This window comes from Nocardia sp. bgisy134, assembly GCF_965341865.1.
In the GTDB taxonomy this organism is placed as follows: Bacteria; Actinomycetota; Actinomycetes; order Mycobacteriales; family Mycobacteriaceae; genus Nocardia.
The window spans coordinates 15,695-31,043 of sequence record NZ_CBDQZP010000026.1 but is presented as its reverse complement, the minus strand read 5'-3'; the positions used below and the strand labels follow the sequence as shown (position 1 = coordinate 31,043).

General features: G+C 70.0%; 12 protein-coding genes. 8 read left to right on the top strand and 4 right to left on the bottom strand.

Annotated features, from left to right (window positions below):
• Positions 1-32: 32 nt before the first annotated feature.
• The 7 genes from ACRWNM_RS32910 to gatB all read left to right on the top strand — a co-directional run bounded on the left by ACRWNM_RS32910 (position 33) and on the right by gatB (position 9,089).
• Positions 33-2,114: a protein kinase domain-containing protein gene (locus ACRWNM_RS32910; RefSeq protein ID WP_431972058.1), complete on the top strand. Its 2,082-nt coding sequence runs from the start codon at positions 33-35 to the stop codon at positions 2,112-2,114.
• Between the two features lie 397 nt (positions 2,115-2,511).
• Positions 2,512-2,943, top strand: a complete 432-nt coding sequence (locus tag ACRWNM_RS32905) for a hypothetical protein (RefSeq protein WP_431972057.1) — start codon at positions 2,512-2,514, stop codon at positions 2,941-2,943.
• Positions 2,944-3,507: 564 nt separating this feature from the next.
• Complete coding sequence (locus ACRWNM_RS32900; protein ID WP_431972056.1) at positions 3,508-4,389, top strand: hypothetical protein; 882 nt, start codon at positions 3,508-3,510, stop codon at positions 4,387-4,389.
• A gap of 149 nt (positions 4,390-4,538) precedes the next feature.
• A complete protein-coding gene (locus ACRWNM_RS32895; protein WP_431972055.1) occupies positions 4,539-5,573 on the top strand; it encodes an ATP-dependent 6-phosphofructokinase in 1,035 nt (344 codons plus the stop codon).
• Between the two features lie 33 nt (positions 5,574-5,606).
• A complete protein-coding gene (locus ACRWNM_RS32890; protein ID WP_431972054.1) occupies positions 5,607-6,035 on the top strand; it encodes a hypothetical protein in 429 nt (142 codons plus the stop codon).
• A 103-nt stretch (positions 6,036-6,138) separates the two neighbouring features.
• Positions 6,139-7,518 carry an alpha/beta hydrolase family protein gene (locus ACRWNM_RS32885; RefSeq protein ID WP_431972053.1) on the top strand — a complete coding sequence of 460 codons (1,380 nt, stop codon included), beginning with the start codon at positions 6,139-6,141 and terminating at the stop codon, positions 7,516-7,518.
• A gap of 65 nt (positions 7,519-7,583) precedes the next feature.
• A complete protein-coding gene (gatB, locus tag ACRWNM_RS32880; protein ID WP_431972052.1) occupies positions 7,584-9,089 on the top strand; it encodes an Asp-tRNA(Asn)/Glu-tRNA(Gln) amidotransferase subunit GatB in 1,506 nt (501 codons plus the stop codon).
• Positions 9,090-9,246: 157 nt separating this feature from the next.
• Here the strand turns inward: gatB and ACRWNM_RS32875 are convergent, their stop codons facing one another.
• Both ACRWNM_RS32875 and ACRWNM_RS32870 read right to left on the bottom strand, forming a co-directional pair.
• The gene (locus tag ACRWNM_RS32875) at positions 9,247-9,651 is read right to left on the bottom strand and encodes a DUF4259 domain-containing protein (RefSeq protein ID WP_431972051.1); all 405 of its coding nucleotides are present in this window, start codon (positions 9,649-9,651) and stop codon (positions 9,247-9,249) included.
• Positions 9,652-9,749: 98 nt separating this feature from the next.
• Positions 9,750-10,850 (bottom strand): PQQ-dependent sugar dehydrogenase, encoded by a 1,101-nt coding sequence (locus ACRWNM_RS32870; RefSeq protein WP_431972049.1) that lies wholly within the window; start codon positions 10,848-10,850, stop codon positions 9,750-9,752.
• Between the two features lie 255 nt (positions 10,851-11,105).
• On the opposite strand from ACRWNM_RS32870, the gene ACRWNM_RS32865 reads away from it, so the two are divergent.
• Positions 11,106-11,945 carry a DoxX family protein gene (locus tag ACRWNM_RS32865; protein WP_431972048.1) on the top strand — a complete coding sequence of 280 codons (840 nt, stop codon included), beginning with the start codon at positions 11,106-11,108 and terminating at the stop codon, positions 11,943-11,945.
• Positions 11,946-12,081: 136 nt separating this feature from the next.
• Here ACRWNM_RS32865 and ACRWNM_RS32860 read toward each other — a convergent pair whose 3' ends face one another.
• Together ACRWNM_RS32860 and ilvD are read right to left on the bottom strand one after the other, a co-directional pair.
• A complete protein-coding gene (locus ACRWNM_RS32860; RefSeq protein WP_431972047.1) occupies positions 12,082-12,975 on the bottom strand; it encodes a hypothetical protein in 894 nt (297 codons plus the stop codon).
• A gap of 190 nt (positions 12,976-13,165) precedes the next feature.
• The gene (gene ilvD / locus ACRWNM_RS32855) at positions 13,166-15,007 is read right to left on the bottom strand and encodes a dihydroxy-acid dehydratase (protein WP_431972046.1); all 1,842 of its coding nucleotides are present in this window, start codon (positions 15,005-15,007) and stop codon (positions 13,166-13,168) included.
• Positions 15,008-15,349: the final 342 nt, after the last annotated feature.

Below are 15,349 nucleotides of genomic sequence, written 5' to 3'. Positions count from 1 at the left end.
GGTCGCCGCCTGGGATGTGGAGGTTGCACGGGGTGGACGGACCTGGATGGCGAGTCGGTAGTCGGTTCGGGCCGTACGAGTTGCGCTCGCTGCTGGGCAAAGGGGGCATGGGCGAGGTCTACGAGGCCTATGACACGGTGAAGGACCGGGTGGTCGCGGTCAAGCTGCTGTCCGAGGAACTCGCCAAAGACCCTGTGTACCAGGTGCGTTTCCGCAGGGAATCGCAGGCCGCGGCGCGACTGGCCGAGCCGCACGTCATCCCGATCCACGACTGGGGCGTGATCGACGGCGTCCTGTTCATCGATATGCGGCTGGTCAACGGCGTCGACCTGCGCACCGTGCTGCGCGGGCAGGGGCCGATCAGCCCGCAACGCGCCGTCTTCCTCATCGAACAGATCGCCGCCGCGCTCGATGCCGCGCACGAGAGCGGTCTGGTGCACCGCGACGTCAAACCCGCCAACATTCTCGTCACCGACGCCGACTTCGCCTACCTGGTCGATTTCGGCATCGCGCACACCGAGGGCGACTCGGCGGTCACCCAGGTCGGCATGGCGGTCGGCTCCTACATCTACATGGCGCCGGAGCGTTTCGACGTCGGCCCGGTGACCGGCCGCGCCGACATCTACTCGCTGGCCTGCGTGCTGCACGAATGCCTCACCGGGGCAACGCCGTTCCCGGCGGCGAGCATGAGTGTGCTGATCAAGTCCCATCTTTCCGATCCACCGCCGCAGCCGAGCGTCGAGCGTCCCGGGATCCCGCCCGCCCTGGACGAAGTGATCGCGCGCGGCATGGCCAAGGATCCCGCGGACCGTTTCGCGACCGCGAGCGAGCTGGCGCGCGCGGCCCGCGCGGTGGTGGGATCGCCGTCGCCCGCCGCGACCGGGCCCATGTTCGTGGTGCGCGCCCCCGATCCCGCTCGGTTCGGGCAGTCGGATCGCACCGCGCGCGGGGCGACGGTGCCGCCGGAATCCACCGGGGAGCTATCGGTTCCCGCGATCATCCATCCGACCGCGCCGACCGAGATCCGTCCCGCCGACATCCAGTTCACCCCGCTGCCGCCCCAGCAGCCGCAAGCGCCGGCCGCGACCGGACCGCTGCCGCAGGTGCGGCCGTTTCCCGACGCGCATCTCTACCCCGAGTCCCAGCGGTACGCCGAACCCCAGTACGCCGAGAATCACGAAACCGGATACAACGAGCCCCGGTACGCGGATCCGTACCCGGCGCCGCAAGAGCCCGCGCAGTTCACCGCGCCGGAGACCCGGCGCTACGCGGTCCCTCCGGTGCCCGAGGCGCCGCAACCCGCGCCCGAGACGCAGCGCTACGTTGTCCCCCCGGTGCCCGAGGTGCCGCAACCCGCGCCCGAGACGCAGCGCTACGTTGTCCCCCCGGTGCCCGAGGTGCCGCAACCCGCGCCCGAGACCCAGCGGTACCCCGAAGCGCCGTTCGCCCCGCCGCACCAGCCGCGGCACGGCGCGCAACCCGTCCCGCAGCCGACCTACGCGGACTACGTCGCGCAGGGACCGGTCGGCGAACCGTATCCGCCCGGAGGGTACGGCGCCGACGCCTACGGCGAGCGCTACGACCACGCCGACCCCTATTCCTCTCCGTATTCCGCGGAGGGGCCGCGCCGGTCCATCGTGTTGCCGCTGCTGTTCGCGGTGCTGGTGATCGTCGTGGTCACCGTGTCGGGCGCGGTCGTCTGGCAGACGATGAGCTCCCGCGGCGGCGTGGTCGACACCGCCGCCGAAGGCAGCACGGGCACGTCTCTGACCTCGGCGCGTCCGCCTGGCGCGTCCGCCACCTCGGCCGCGCGCACGACCGCTCCGGCCTCGACGTCCACCGCTCCTGCGCGGCTCCCGGACGGCGCGACCCCGTGCGGCGCGGGTCAGGGATCCGGCGCGTTCTCCAGGGCCGCAGTCGGCAACGCCGTCACCAGCTGCCCGTTCGCCGAGGAAGTGCGGAAGGCCTACGCCGCGGCGGGCAGCGCGGGCGGCTCTCGGTCGGTGGTAGCCGTCAGCCCGGTCACCGGCCGGAGCTACACGATGACGTGCGCGGCCCAAGGGCAGGTCGTGGTCTGCACCGGCGGTGAGAACGCGGTGGTCTACGTCTACTGACGTGATTTCGCGTCAGGCGATGGCGGTTCGTCCTGCTGCTTGCCGATTGGCGATCAGATCGGTATCGCGCACGGCCAGTTATCTTGGTTCGGCGACCAGAATACGCATGAGGTGCGTCGAATCCACCAGCGTGTCCTGCTAGGTCACGAACTGGTAGCTTTCCGTGCTTCGCGAGGTGGGAAGCGTATTAATGGGAATCCGCGACCAGAGTGCGCCGATCGGCGGCGGACTCGGTGCGGTGGGCGGCGTAATGATGCCGACCGCGACACCGATCGATTGGTTAACTGCCAGCGACCCTGCAGGAGGCGCGATGCCCGCCCTCTCGTCGATCGTCCGCTCCACGTCCCGCAGCCCGCGGGGGCGATCTCCGACGCGGCTCACGTACGGTCCGCAGCGGATGTCGGAGGTGTGGACGGTCGTCCTCGGGGCGGCCCTCGCCCTCGCGACCTGTCTCGCACTGCTCGGCTACGCCGGGCCGCGGGCTGCGTCGGGTGATCGTCCCGACCGCGCGGGCGCGTCGCTCGAGCCCGCCGATCTCGTGCTCGAGTCCGAACTGGCAGGCGTCGATCTCGCCGCCGCGGCGAGCGAGGAGGAGCTCGGGCGATATCAAACGGCTCTCGATCTCGCCGACGCCGCGTGCCTGGAGGATCGGCGGGAGATGGCGGAACTGGCGGTCCATGGCGCCCGGTTGGTGGAGCGGCGGGGCGGCCACACGACGGCGCTGGAGGTGCTGCGCGGAGTCGCGGTGACGATTCCCCCGGAGCTCGCGCCGTTGCGATGCGCGCAGATCGTCGGGTCGTTGGCGGTGCTGATGACCTACGACCGCTGACGTCCCGAATTTCGTTGGCGGCCAGCCGTCCAGTCGGATGGCGAGCCGGCACTTTCGGAGTGCCGCCGCCGTAGGCTCTGCGCTGCGGTGATGTCGAAATGGCATGGCAGAGTCGCGGAATCTCATGCGGTTCAAGGGGTCACAACGGGCGAGTTCCGGGTAGGATCGGCCGCCAGCAATACGCGCGTGTCGGTACCGATTCCGACCGCCCGGCGAAGCCTGGCTGGAAGGTGAAGGTGCCCCCTCCTGATTCTCCCGTTGTCCCCGCCCGGTTCGGCGACGACGAGCGTACTCGCGTGATCGCGTGTACACGTCCGCGTTCCGGGCGCCGTGCCCGGCGTGTCCGGCGTGTCCGAAACCGGCCGATCCACAACTTCGCTGGTCCGCGCCCCGAGCGCCGGCCGGACGACCCGCGGCCAGAGGGCGCGTGGAATCCGCCGTGGCAGTTCGGCATAGGCCGCCGTCCGGCGGAAATGGGTGATCGACAGACGTCCCCAGTACGGTGTCGGCACGCTCTACTGACACCGAGACCGGGGGGAGTTCGCGACGAGGATGTACCGAAAGATGTCTACTGATCGATGCGGGCGCTTCGGAAAGGCGCTGGGCGCGGGCCTGCTCGCCGTGGCGATGCTGACCTCGTGCAGCACCGGCTCCAGCGATTCCGCCGAGGCGACGACCATCACCGAGGCCGCCGCGCGCAGCGACCAGATGAACCTGGAGTTCACGCTGCCGGGCACGCTGGCGGCGGGCTTCCAGGAATTGCGCGCCGGGCTGCGCGGCCATTACGGCATGGCGGCCATGCCGGTGGGTGGTGAGCGGATCCTGACCTTCGGTGATTGGACCACCGGACCCGCCTGGTCGACCATGAAGGTGCCTCTGGTCATCGCCGCGCAGCGCCGCGATCCCGACGCCTCGACCTACGCCATGACACTCGCGATCATCTCCTCCGACAACGCCGCGGCCGACACACTGTGGCAGGGCCTCGGCAGTCCGCAAGAGGCGGCCAAGGCCGTCGAGGCGGTGTTGCGCGAGGGCGGCGACAGCAAGACCGCTGTGCCCGCGACGCGTAGCCGCGCCGAGCATTCGGCGTTCGGTCAGGCGGAATGGTCGTTGTCCGAACAGGCCCGTTTCGCCTCGCGGCTGCCCTGCCTACCGCAGTCGGAGACCGTCATGGACCTGATGGGCCAGATCGTCCCGAACCACCGCTGGGGCCTCGGCGCCTTTCGCGGCGCGGAGTTCAAGGGCGGCTGGGGACCCGACGCCTCAGGCGACTACCTGGTGCGTCAGTTCGGCATCATCGACGGCCCGACCGGGAAGATCGCCGTCGCCTTTGCCGCCCAACCCGATTCGGGCTCGTTCGCGGAAGGCATGAGCGCGCTGGACAAGATGGCCACGCTGATCTCCGAACACCTCGACGAACTGTCCGGCGGCAAGTGCCGGCCCTGAGCGCCGCGCCGAACCAGAGCCGTCGAAGCACCGCCGAAAGGCGCAGGTACGCCCGACTCGCGCGGCGAATGCCGCGCTGAGCGGGACGTTACCCAGGGTTCACGGGGGCGGGGCTGCCGAACATCGCCGAGCGGTGGAAGATAGCGGCCATGCGCATCGGAGTCTTGACCGGAGGCGGGGACTGTCCAGGACTGAACGCGGTGATCCGCGCCGTCGTTCGCACCGCGAACGGACGGTACGGGGACGCGATCGTCGGCTTCCAGGACGGCTGGCGCGGCCTATTGGAAGACCGGAAGATCAATATCCTCAACGACGACCGCACCGACCGGCTGCTCACCAAGGGCGGCACCATGCTCGGCACCGCTCGCACCAATCCCGACGTGTTGCGGGCCGGGCTCGGCCAGATCAAACGGACCCTCGACGACAACGGCATCGAAGCACTCATCCCGATCGGCGGCGAGGGCACTCTCACCGCCGCCAGCTGGCTGTCCGAGGAGGGCGTGCCGGTGGTCGGCGTGCCCAAGACCATCGACAACGACATCGACTGCACCGATGTCACATTCGGCCACGACACCGCCCTCTCCATCGCCACCGAGGCGATCGACCGCCTGCACACCACCGCCGAATCGCACCAGCGCGTGATGCTGGTGGAGGTGATGGGCAGGCACGCGGGCTGGATCGCGATCAACTCCGGCATGGCCGCGGGCGCGCACCTGACGCTGGTGCCCGAGGTCCCGTTCGACGTGGACGACGTCTGCGCGATGGTCAAGCGCCGCTTCCAGCGCGGCGACAAGCACTTCATCTGCGTCGTCGCGGAAGGTTCGCATCCGGCGCCCGACTCCGGCTTCGCGCTGCGCGAAGGCGGCATCGACGAATTCGGGCACGAGCGGTTCACCGGTGTCGCCCAGCAGCTCGGCGCCGAGATCGAACGCCGCATCGGCAAGGAGGTGCGCACGACCGTGCTCGGCCACGTTCAGCGCGGCGGCAGCCCGACGCCCTACGACCGCGTGCTCGCCACCCGGTTCGGCCTGCACGCCGCCGAGGCGGTGCACGCCGGGCGGTTCGGGCAGATGGTCGCCCTGCACGGCACCTCCATCGACCTTGTGCCGCTCTCGGAGGCCACCAAGCAGCTCAAGCGGGTGCCTGCCGACCGCTACCGCGAAGCGGAGGCGTTCTTCGGCTGACACCCAGCCCCGGCGGCAATTACGCTGGCCGCCATGGGTCTTGCCATCGACGATCTGCCCGCCGACACCGCCGCCGTGCTGCGCCGCCGTGCCCGCGCCGCCGAACTTCCCGTCGCCGATTACCTGCGCGCGGAGCTCGTCGCGCGGGCACGGATGCGCACGCCGGAGGACTCCGTCGTCGAGTTCCTCGAGTCGGAGGGGCGCGACGTCACGCCTGCGATCGACCCGGACGCGTCGGCGCTCGTCACGACCTACGACCTGCCCGCCGAGACGCTGTCTGTGCTCGGCAGGAGGGCGCACGCCGCCGGATACGCGCTCGGCGATTTCGCGCGGCGCGAGCTGATCGCCTCGGCGCGGCGCACCACCGCCGAAGACGCGATGCTCGAGTTCCGCGAGGTCGCGGACCCGGACATGGACATGGCGGCCGTCGCCGCCGCGGTCAGGTACGCGCGCGGGGAGTGACCCGCCTCCGGGATGTCGTGGCGGCCGGATCATTCCCGCGGCGTACGCGCGTGCGACTCGCGGTTGATCCCGGTCGGGCGTCGTCATCGGTACTGTCGCTGGCATGCGTACCGGTCGAGTGCTCGCATTGGTCCTGTTCGTCGTCGCCGCGCTGGTGACGAGTTGCACCGAGGAATCCAACCCGCCCGAACCGACCACGGGGGACTGGCACGGTGCGATCGAGATCCCCGGTCAGCCACTGGACATCGGGGTGACCTTCGCGGGCGACGGTACCGCCACCATCGACATCCCGGTGCAGGGCGTGCAGGACGAGCCGCTGAAGGACGTGCGATCCGACCGCGGCGGCGTCGCCTTCACCATCCCGGACATTCCGGGCGACCCGGTGTTCAAGGGCAGCTACGACGCCGGATCCGACCGGATCACCGGTGATTTCAGGCAGTTCGGGCAGACGTTCCCGCTGACCTTGGAGCGCGGCGCCGTCGCGCCGCTCGCCCGGCCGCAGGAACCGAGACCGCCGTTCCCTTATCGCTCCGAGGACGTGAGCTACCCCAGCGGCGGCATCACCATCGCGGGCACCCTCACCGAACCCGAAGGACCGGGACCGTTTCCCGCGGTGCTGCTGATCACCGGCAGCGGCCCGCAGGACCGCAACGAAGAGCTGATGCACCACAAGCCCTTCCTGCTGCTGGCCGACACCCTCACCCGCGCGGGCTACGCGGTGTTGCGCACCGACGACCGCGGCGTCGGCGGCACCAGCGGCAACCTCGACCAGTCGAACTACACCGACCTGTCCGGCGACGTCGCCGCCGGCGTGCGCTTCCTGCGTGCCCGGCCCGACATCGACCCGGCGCGCGTCGGGCTGCTCGGCCACAGCGAGGGCGGCTATCTCGCACCGATGGTGGCGGCGCAACCCGACAGCGGCGTGGCCTTCGCGATCCTGATGGCGGGGCCGACGGTGCCCGGCGGCGACGTGCTGATCGAACAGACCAGGGCGCTGCTCGCCGCCAACGGCGCGTCCCCCGAAGAGATCGACAAGCAGGTGCGCGACACCACCGAGATGGTCGGTCTGCTGAAGAAGGGTGACCTGGAAGGGGCCAAGGCGCTGGCCAAGCGCAACAACGCGGCGCTGCCCGAGGATCAGCGTCTGCCGGACAGCCAGGTGGGCGCCGAGATCACCCCGTACTTCGCCGCGTTGATCGCCTACGATCCAGCGCCCGCCCTGTCCGCGCTGCGGATCCCGGTGCTCGCCTTCTTCGGCGACAAGGATCTCCAGGTGCTCGCCACCCAGAACGAGCCGCCCGCCCGCACCCTGCTGGCCGGTGACCCGGATGCCACCGTGCACGTCTTCCCGGGCCTCAACCACCTGATGCAGCCTACCCAGACCGGGCTGCCCAGCGAGTACACGACGATCGAGACGACCATCGATCCACAGGTCCTCACCTACGTGACGGACTGGCTCGCCAAGCGGTTCCCGGCGAAGTGATCGACCCGGCGCGAACCGCGGAGGTCGGCGCGGTGCCGGCCGGACTCTTACCTAGACTGATCGGCATGAGCACAACCACCGTCGAGCTGATGGACTACACCGACGTCATCGCCCGGTACGAGCCGGTGCTCGGCATGGAGGTCCACGTCGAGCTGTCCACCGCGACCAAGATGTTCTGTGGCTGCGCCACCGAATTCGGCGCGCAGCCCAACACTCAGGTGTGCCCGGTGTGCCTCGGCCTGCCCGGTTCGCTGCCGGTCGTGAACCATCAGGCCGTGGAATCGGCGATCCGCATCGGTCTGTCGCTGAACTGCTCGATCACCCCGTGGGGCCGGTTCGCGCGGAAGAACTACTTCTACCCGGACCAGCCGAAGAACTACCAGATCAGCCAGTACGACGAGCCGATCGCCACCAACGGCCACCTGGACGTGGTGCTCGACGACGGCAGCATCTTCCGCGTGGAGATCGAACGCGCCCACATGGAGGAGGACACCGGTAAGTCGGTGCACGTCGGCGGCGCCACCGGCCGCATCCACGGCGCGAGCCACTCGCTGCTCGACTACAACCGGGCGGGCGTGCCGCTCATCGAGATCGTCACCAAGCCGATCACCGGCGCCGGGGAGCGGGCGCCCGAGGTGGCCCGCGCCTACGTCACCGCGCTGCGGGATCTGCTGAAGGCGCTCGACGTTTCGGACGTCAAGATGGAGCAGGGTTCGCTGCGCTGCGACGCCAACGTCTCGCTGATGCCGATCGGCGCCACCGAGTTCGGCACCCGCACCGAGACCAAGAACGTCAACTCGCTCAAGAGCGTCGAGGTCGCGGTGCGCTTCGAGATGCGCCGCCAGGCCGCTGTGCTGGCCGAGGGCGGCAGCATCGTGCAGGAGACCCGCCACTTCCACGAGACCGACGGCACCACCTCGCCGGGCCGCCGCAAGGAGACTGCGGAGGACTACCGCTACTTCCCCGAGCCCGACCTCGAACCCGTCGCGCCCGCCGCGGAATGGGTCGAGCAGCTGCGCGGCACCATCCCCGAGTACCCGTGGCTGCGCCGGGCCAGGATCCAGGCCGACTGGGGCTGGTCGGACGAGGTCATGCGCGACGTGGTGAACGCGGGCGCGCTGGACGCCATCATCGCCACCGTCGAAGCGGGCGCCCCGGCCAACGAGGCGCGCTCCTGGTGGGTCAACTACCTCACCGAGAAGGCCAAGGAACGCGAAGTCGGGCTCGAGGACCTGCCCATCACCCCGGCGCAAGTGGCCGAGGTGACCAAGCTGGTCGAGGCCAAGACCGTCAACAGCAAGGTCGCCAAGCAGGTCGTCGACTTCGTCCTCGCGGGCGAGGGCGAGCCCGCCGCGATCGTCGAGGCCAAGGGCCTCGGCATGGTCAGCGACGACAGCGCCCTGCAGTCGGAGGTCGAGAAGGCCCTCGCCGCCAATCCCGACATCGCCGAGAAGATCCGCTCGGGCAAGGTGCAGGCCGCGGGCAAGATCGTCGGTGACGTCATGAAGGCGACCCGGGGACAGGCCGACGCCGCGCGCGTGCGCGAACTCGTCCTCGCCGCCTGCTCCTGATCGTGCTTGTCGCGCCGCCCGTGACTCCGGTCGCGGGCGGCGCGTTGGTCACCGCTCCCTGATCTCGAGGGCGTCCCAGCGGGCATTCGATGCGGTCCGCTGCACGTGGACCAGCCTGGGATCCCTTACCGATCAAGCGATTTCGAGTGCGGAAGCGCTAGAGGGCATCGCGGTAGCGGTCGAGGGAACGCGCCATCGTTTCGCCGAATCCGTCTTTCGTTTCGTCCCACAGGTCGAACCATTCGTTGTCGGCCGGGTCCTGGATGCGACGGACGCAGCGCGCGATCGACTCGCGCAGTTCGCGCGTCGGGGTCACCGCGATATCGGTTGCGAGGCGGGCGGTTTCGGGGTCGCCGCCGTCCTCGGCGACCAGATGGGTGAGGAGCGCGGCGATACCGATGGCGGCTTGCGCCTCGTAGACCTCCACGTACTCCTCGCCGAGCACGCCGTCGCAGATCTCGCGGATGTGCGCCTCCGCCGCCGCCTGGTCGCGGTGGCGCAGACCGGCCAACGCGTCGTGTGATCCGTCGTTGTCGAACGGTCCCTCGCCCCAAGCGCCCACGGTTTTCCTTCCCTCGACCGATGTGCGGGCGAGGTTAGCGTCGAGGTCCGACAAATCCCGGCCGGGCCGGAGCGCGGCACGGTGCCGCGCGTCGCGGCCTAGTCCGGTCCGGTGCCGCCCCCGCTCTGCGGTGGGATGCGAACGACGCGGTCGTCGTTGGGACCGGGTTGGCCGTCGGTCTTGTTCACGGTGCCGACCCAGACGTTGCCGTCGGGTCCGATGGTCGCGCCGCCGAGCTGGCCGTAGCGGTCCTGGGCGAGCAGGCTGGGGGCCGTGGTCACGGCGCGGGTGTTCTCGTCGGCCGCCGCGATGGCCAGCGCCTTGGCGTTGGTCAGCGAGACCGCCACACCGTCGGCGGCAGCGGCGCAGCCCGCGACGCCCGGCCGGTCCGGCCACGTCCAGGCGATGCTGACCGAGCCGTCCGGACCGAGCCGTTGCAGCCGGTCCTCGACGGGGGTGCGGTCGGTGAACCAGACGCTGTCCTTGCCGTCGCGGCACAGATCGCCCGCGATGCCGATGCCGGAGACCGCGACCGACGGCGCCGCATTGCCCGGCGCGGGGGAGTTCACCCGCAGCAGCTTGCCCGCCAAAGAGGACGGGGTCGAGGCCAGTCCCGGATTGCCCGCGTCGCCGGTCAGCACCAGCAGCTGGTCCGGGCTCGCCCATTCGATCGCACCGTGATTACCGCTGGCGCCCTTGGGGATTCCGGTGAGAATGTCCTTGGGCGAGCCGCCTTCCGCGATGCGGACGACGCGGTTGTCGCTGGCCGTGGTGATGTAGGCGTAGAGCAGACCGTCCTCGCGGTAGGTGGGCGAGAGCGCGATATCGCTGAGCCCGCCGTCGGCCGAGCCGTCCACGTCGAGGCGGGCGATCTCGATCGGCGGCTGATCCGGATCGATCACCTTCAGGATGCGGCCGGTGCGCCGCTCGGCGACCAGTGCGCCCTCGGCGACGCCGACCATCCCGGCGGTGGTGTCCAGGCAGGTCGCGACCACCGCCGGGTCGGGGTCGATGCATGGCCCGCTCGGCCGGGTCGTCGACGGCGGCGACTGCTTCGGCGGCTTGGGATCCGCGGGACTGAACGTCGGCTCGGGGGTGAACGGGCTCGACGCGGAATCGTCGAACCGTGCGCACCCCGCCAGCAGAGCGGATGCGAGCGCCACACTCCAGGCGAGACGCCCCACGACAACCAACCTCATGCCCCAGACGTTACGGAAATACCGTCGCCCGCGCCGCTCCCGGGTGCGTGTTGACACGCCACAACACGTCGACTCCCGCCGTCGCGCTGGGCGACATAGGGTGTACACCCATGAGCGAACGCAGTGAGCGAATCGTGTGCCAGCGCGCTGCGCGCACGCCGGAGCCGAGCGTCAGCGAGGCGCAGGCATGAGCGAGCGAAGCATCGGCACCGCGCTTTCACCGAACACGGCGCCGAGGGGCAGCGAGGCCCGGCCGTGACCGACAAGCCGAAACAGACTCCCACCGCCCCTGTCACGGGAGAACAGCCCGCCACGGGGACTACGGTCACGAGCCCGTTCGATTCGCCGACCCAGCAGCTTCCCGTGGTGAACATGTCCAAGCCGCGCCCGGCCGACGTGCCACGCACCGACGACGAACTCGGCCTCGACCCCGACGTGCCGAGTGTCGAGCAGGCCGAATCCGGCGAGTCCGCGTACTCCTACGCCAGCATCCCGCCCGCGGCCAACCCGCCAGGTGAGCCGAGCAAGGCGGCGCTCCGCCGCGCGGCCGAAAACCGGCGCGGCACCCTCGATTTCGGCCTGTTCCTGCTGCGGCTCATGGTCGGAGCCACCTTCGTCTACCACGGCCTGCAGAAGGCCACCGGCTGGTTCCACGGCGCGGGCCTGGACGGCACCCGCGACATGATCGCCGAGGGCGGTTGGGACCACTCGATCGTCGCCACGATCCTGCTCGTCATGGGCGAGATCGGCGGCGGCGCACTGCTGATCCTCGGCCTGGCCACCCCGCTCGCCGCGGGCGCGGTGCTCGCCGTGATCCTCGACGCCTGGGCGTGGAAGCAGGGCATGATCCCCGGCTTCCAGTACAAGGGCTCGGTCCCCACCGGCGTCGAACTAGAGACCATCCTCGCGGGCACGGCCGCCGTCATCATCCTCACCGGCCCCGGCCGCTGGTCCCTCGACCGCGGCCGCGGCTGGTCCACCCGCCCCTCCTACGGCTCCTTCGCCGCCCTGACAGCCGCCCTCACCGCCGCCGCAGGCACCTACTGGTACCTGCACGGCGGCAACCCCCTCACCGGCATCGGCCCCTTCGACTGACACCGGCCCGAGAAGACGCGGACACGCGAAAGGCCCCGGTAGCCGGGGCCTTTCCTTCGTTCGGGTCAGACGCGCCCCTGCTGACGAGCCCGGTCAGGACAGGACTATGGACGTTCGCTGCTCCGCGTTCCCAGGATCAGTCGTGAAACAGGTCTTGCACGTCGGTGACGACCAGCGACCGATCCAGCCAGGCGTGCAGCGTGTCCTGATCGGTGCACGCATTGATCCGGTCGTGGGCCTCGGCCGGAACCTCGACACCGCGGCGCTCGAGCACACGCAAGATGCTTCCGCAGACACCCTCGGCGTGCCCTTCGGCGTGCCCTTCGGCACGCAGGCGCTGCGAGCTCTCCGAGCGGAAGAACGTCAGATCCAAAGACATCAGCTTCCTCCAGGTTTTGGCGGCCGGGCTGGTCCCGAGCCCCATTTCGGTGAGTTCGGCGAAGATGGACTGATCTTCGTCGAATCCGTGCAGCGCGGCAGCCAGCGCCTTCAGTATGGCATTGATATCGGGCTCGTTGGCGTGGGTGACGGCGGACAACGCGGCCAGCGGGATGTCGGCCGCCGCGGTAGCTGGGTCGGTCACGGCAGGAACGTTGTGCGGACCGAGGACGATGGGGGCGAGGATGAGACTGCGCCGGAACGGCATGCCGATCGCAGACGGCCTGCGCGCCCAGTGGGCCGTCTGCTGATCTTGGCACACGATCAGCAGCACCGGCGGGAGCCGGTATTTGGCGTGCAGATGCGACAGGTAGTAGGCCCAGGCTGCGGGTTTGGCGTGGTCGATCTTTCCCTGTGCTTCGACCAACAACAGGAACGCCCCGTCGACCGTGCGTATCCGCAGCAGAGTGTCGACCCGGCGTTCCACCGGGCGGGTCTCGGTCAGATCGGTGGGTAGCAGCGCGACCTCGAGAGGGTCGAGGAACGGTAGTCCGAGGGCCCGGACGGCGCGCGTGAAAACGCCTGGGTCGTGCTGGAAGATCCGGTGCATCGCTTCGTGCGGGAACCGACCATGGCGGCCACAGTAGGGCACCGATCGAAAGTGTGTTCGGCAATCCACCGGAACCGCACCCGATACCCGCGTGTCGAGCGATTCGCTCGTGTGTCGAGATCAGTGAGCAGCGCTGAGTCGCACGGCGGCAACCCTTTTCGCGGATCCCGTCCGCGAACCGCGCAGCGTAGAGGCCCCGGGCGAGTGCCGGGGCCTCTACGCATGCGGGCGATCAGGGCACGCGGCGGACGGCGCCCTTGTCGGCCGAGGTGGCCAGGGCGGCGTAGGCGCGCAGCGCGGTGGTGACGGGGCGGTCGCGGTCGGCGGGCTGCCAGGGGCGCTCGGAGGCTTCCATCTTGGCGCGACGCTCGGCGAGGACGGCGTCGTCGACCAGCACCTCGAGGGTGCGGGTGGCGACGTCGATGCGGATCTGGTCGCCGTTCTCGACGAGTCCGATCACGCCGCCGCTGGCCGCCTCGGGCGAGATGTGGCCGATCGACAGGCCCGAGGTGCCTCCGGAGAAGCGGCCGTCGGTGATCAGCGCGCACTGCTTGCCGAGGCCCGAGCCCTTCAGGAACGCGGTGGGGTGCAGCATTTCCTGCATGCCCGGCCCGCCCGAAGGGCCTTCGTAGCGCACGACGATCACGTCGCCCGGCTTGATCTGCTTGGCGAGGATGACCGACACGGCCTCCTCCTGCGATTCCACGACGACGGCAGGGCCCTGGAAGGAGAACAGGTCCTCGTCGATGCCCGCGGTCTTGAGGATCGCGCCGTCCGGCGCGATGTTGCCGCGCAGCACGACCAGACCACCCTCGACGGTGTAGGCGTGCTCCTTGTCGCGGATGCAGCCGTTCGCGGCGTCGGTGTCCAGCGAGGACCACCGGTTCTCCGTGGAGAACGGCTCGGTAGTGCGGACTCCGCCGGGCGCGGCGTGGAACAATTCGACGGCCTCGTCGGATGCCTTGCCGGAGCGGATGTCCCAGGTGTCGAGCCACTCGTCGAAGCTCGCGGTGTGCACGGTGGTCACGTCGGAGTCGAGCAGCCCGGCGCGGCGCAGCTCGCCGAGGATGGCGGGGATGCCGCCGGCCCGGTGCACGTCCTCCATGTGGTAGTCCGAGTTCGGCGAGACCTTCGACAGGCAGGGCACCTTGCGGCTGATCTCGTCGATGGTGCCCAGATCGAAATCGATCTCGCCCTCCTGGGCGGCGGCGAGGGTGTGCAGCACCGTGTTGGTGGAACCGCCCATCGCCACGTCGAGCGCCATCGCGTTGCGGAACGCCTTCGCGTTGGCCACGTTTCGCGGCAGCACCGAGGCGTCGTCCTCGCGGTACCAGCGGTTGGCGATGTCGACGATCACCCGGCCCGCCCTCTCGAACAGCGCGCGGCGTGCGGCGTGCGTGGCGAGCGTGGATCCGTTGCCGGGCAGCGCGAGACCCAGCGCCTCGGTGAGGCAGTTCATCGAGTTGGCGGTGAACATGCCCGAGCAGGAGCCGCAGGTCGGACAGGCGCTGCGCTCGACCTCGTCCAGCCCTTCCTCGGTGACATTGCTGTTGGCGCTGGCCGAGATCGCGGTGATCAGGTCCGTCGGAGCCTGGGCGACGCCGCCGACCACGACGGCCTTACCGGCCTCCATCGGACCGCCGGAGACGAACACGGCCGGGATGTTGAGCCGCATGGCGGCGTTCAGCATGCCGGGAGTGATCTTGTCGCAGTTGGAGATGCACACCAGGGCGTCGGCGGTGTGCGCGTTGGCCATGTATTCCACAGAGTCGGCGATGATCTCGCGGGAGGGCAGCGAGTAGAGCATGCCGCCGTGGCCCATCGCGATGCCGTCGTCCACGGCGATGGTGTGGAATTCGCGCGGCACGCCGCCCGCGGCGCGGACCGCCTCGGCCACGATCTCGCCGACGTCCTTCAGATGCACGTGGCCGGGCACGAACTGGGTGTAGGAGTTCGCGATGGCGACGATCGGCTTGCCGAAGTCGGAATCGGTGAGGCCGGTGGCCCGCCAGAGCGCGCGTGCGCCTGCGGCGTTGCGTCCGGCGGTGGTGGTGCGTGAACGAAGCGGTGGCATGGATGGTCCTCGAGGGGGTCGCGGGGGCTGTGGTGCGACTGCGCGGAGTTCGCTCGGCGTGCGCGGAACTCGCTCGGCGGCTGTTCCACGGTACTCCCGGGGGTGGCGGGCCGATTTCGCCGGTCGCGGTAGTCGATCCGCCGCGGCGGTGGTGCGCGTCGCGTGGTCGCCGCGGGTGGTGGTCGTCGGCGCGGACGGTGTCGTCGAGTGTGTGTCGGTACTCGAACCGTCCAGCCGCGCGGCGGGTGTCCGTCGTCGGCGCGGCTACGCCAAGACTAGCGCCGCGCGTCCAGTCGATATTCCGTCGCGGCGAAGACCCGAGTGCGCGATCGGGTTTCGTCC

Bases quoted from the DNA above. Each gene is read 5' to 3' on its own strand.
- ACRWNM_RS32905 (WP_431972057.1), top strand. From the start codon at position 2,512: ATGTCGGAGGTGTGGACGGTCGTCCTCGGGGCGGCCCTCGCCCTCGCG.
- ACRWNM_RS32900 (WP_431972056.1), top strand. From the start codon at position 3,508: ATGTCTACTGATCGATGCGGGCGCTTCGGAAAGGCGCTGGGCGCGGGC.
- ACRWNM_RS32895 (WP_431972055.1), top strand. From the start codon at position 4,539: ATGCGCATCGGAGTCTTGACCGGAGGCGGGGACTGTCCAGGACTGAAC.
- ACRWNM_RS32890 (WP_431972054.1), top strand. From the start codon at position 5,607: ATGGGTCTTGCCATCGACGATCTGCCCGCCGACACCGCCGCCGTGCTG.
- ACRWNM_RS32885 (WP_431972053.1), top strand. From the start codon at position 6,139: ATGCGTACCGGTCGAGTGCTCGCATTGGTCCTGTTCGTCGTCGCCGCG.
- gatB (WP_431972052.1), top strand. From the start codon at position 7,584: ATGAGCACAACCACCGTCGAGCTGATGGACTACACCGACGTCATCGCC.
- ACRWNM_RS32870 (WP_431972049.1), bottom strand. From the start codon at position 10,850: ATGAGGTTGGTTGTCGTGGGGCGTCTCGCCTGGAGTGTGGCGCTCGCA.
- ilvD (WP_431972046.1), bottom strand. From the start codon at position 15,007: ATGCCACCGCTTCGTTCACGCACCACCACCGCCGGACGCAACGCCGCA.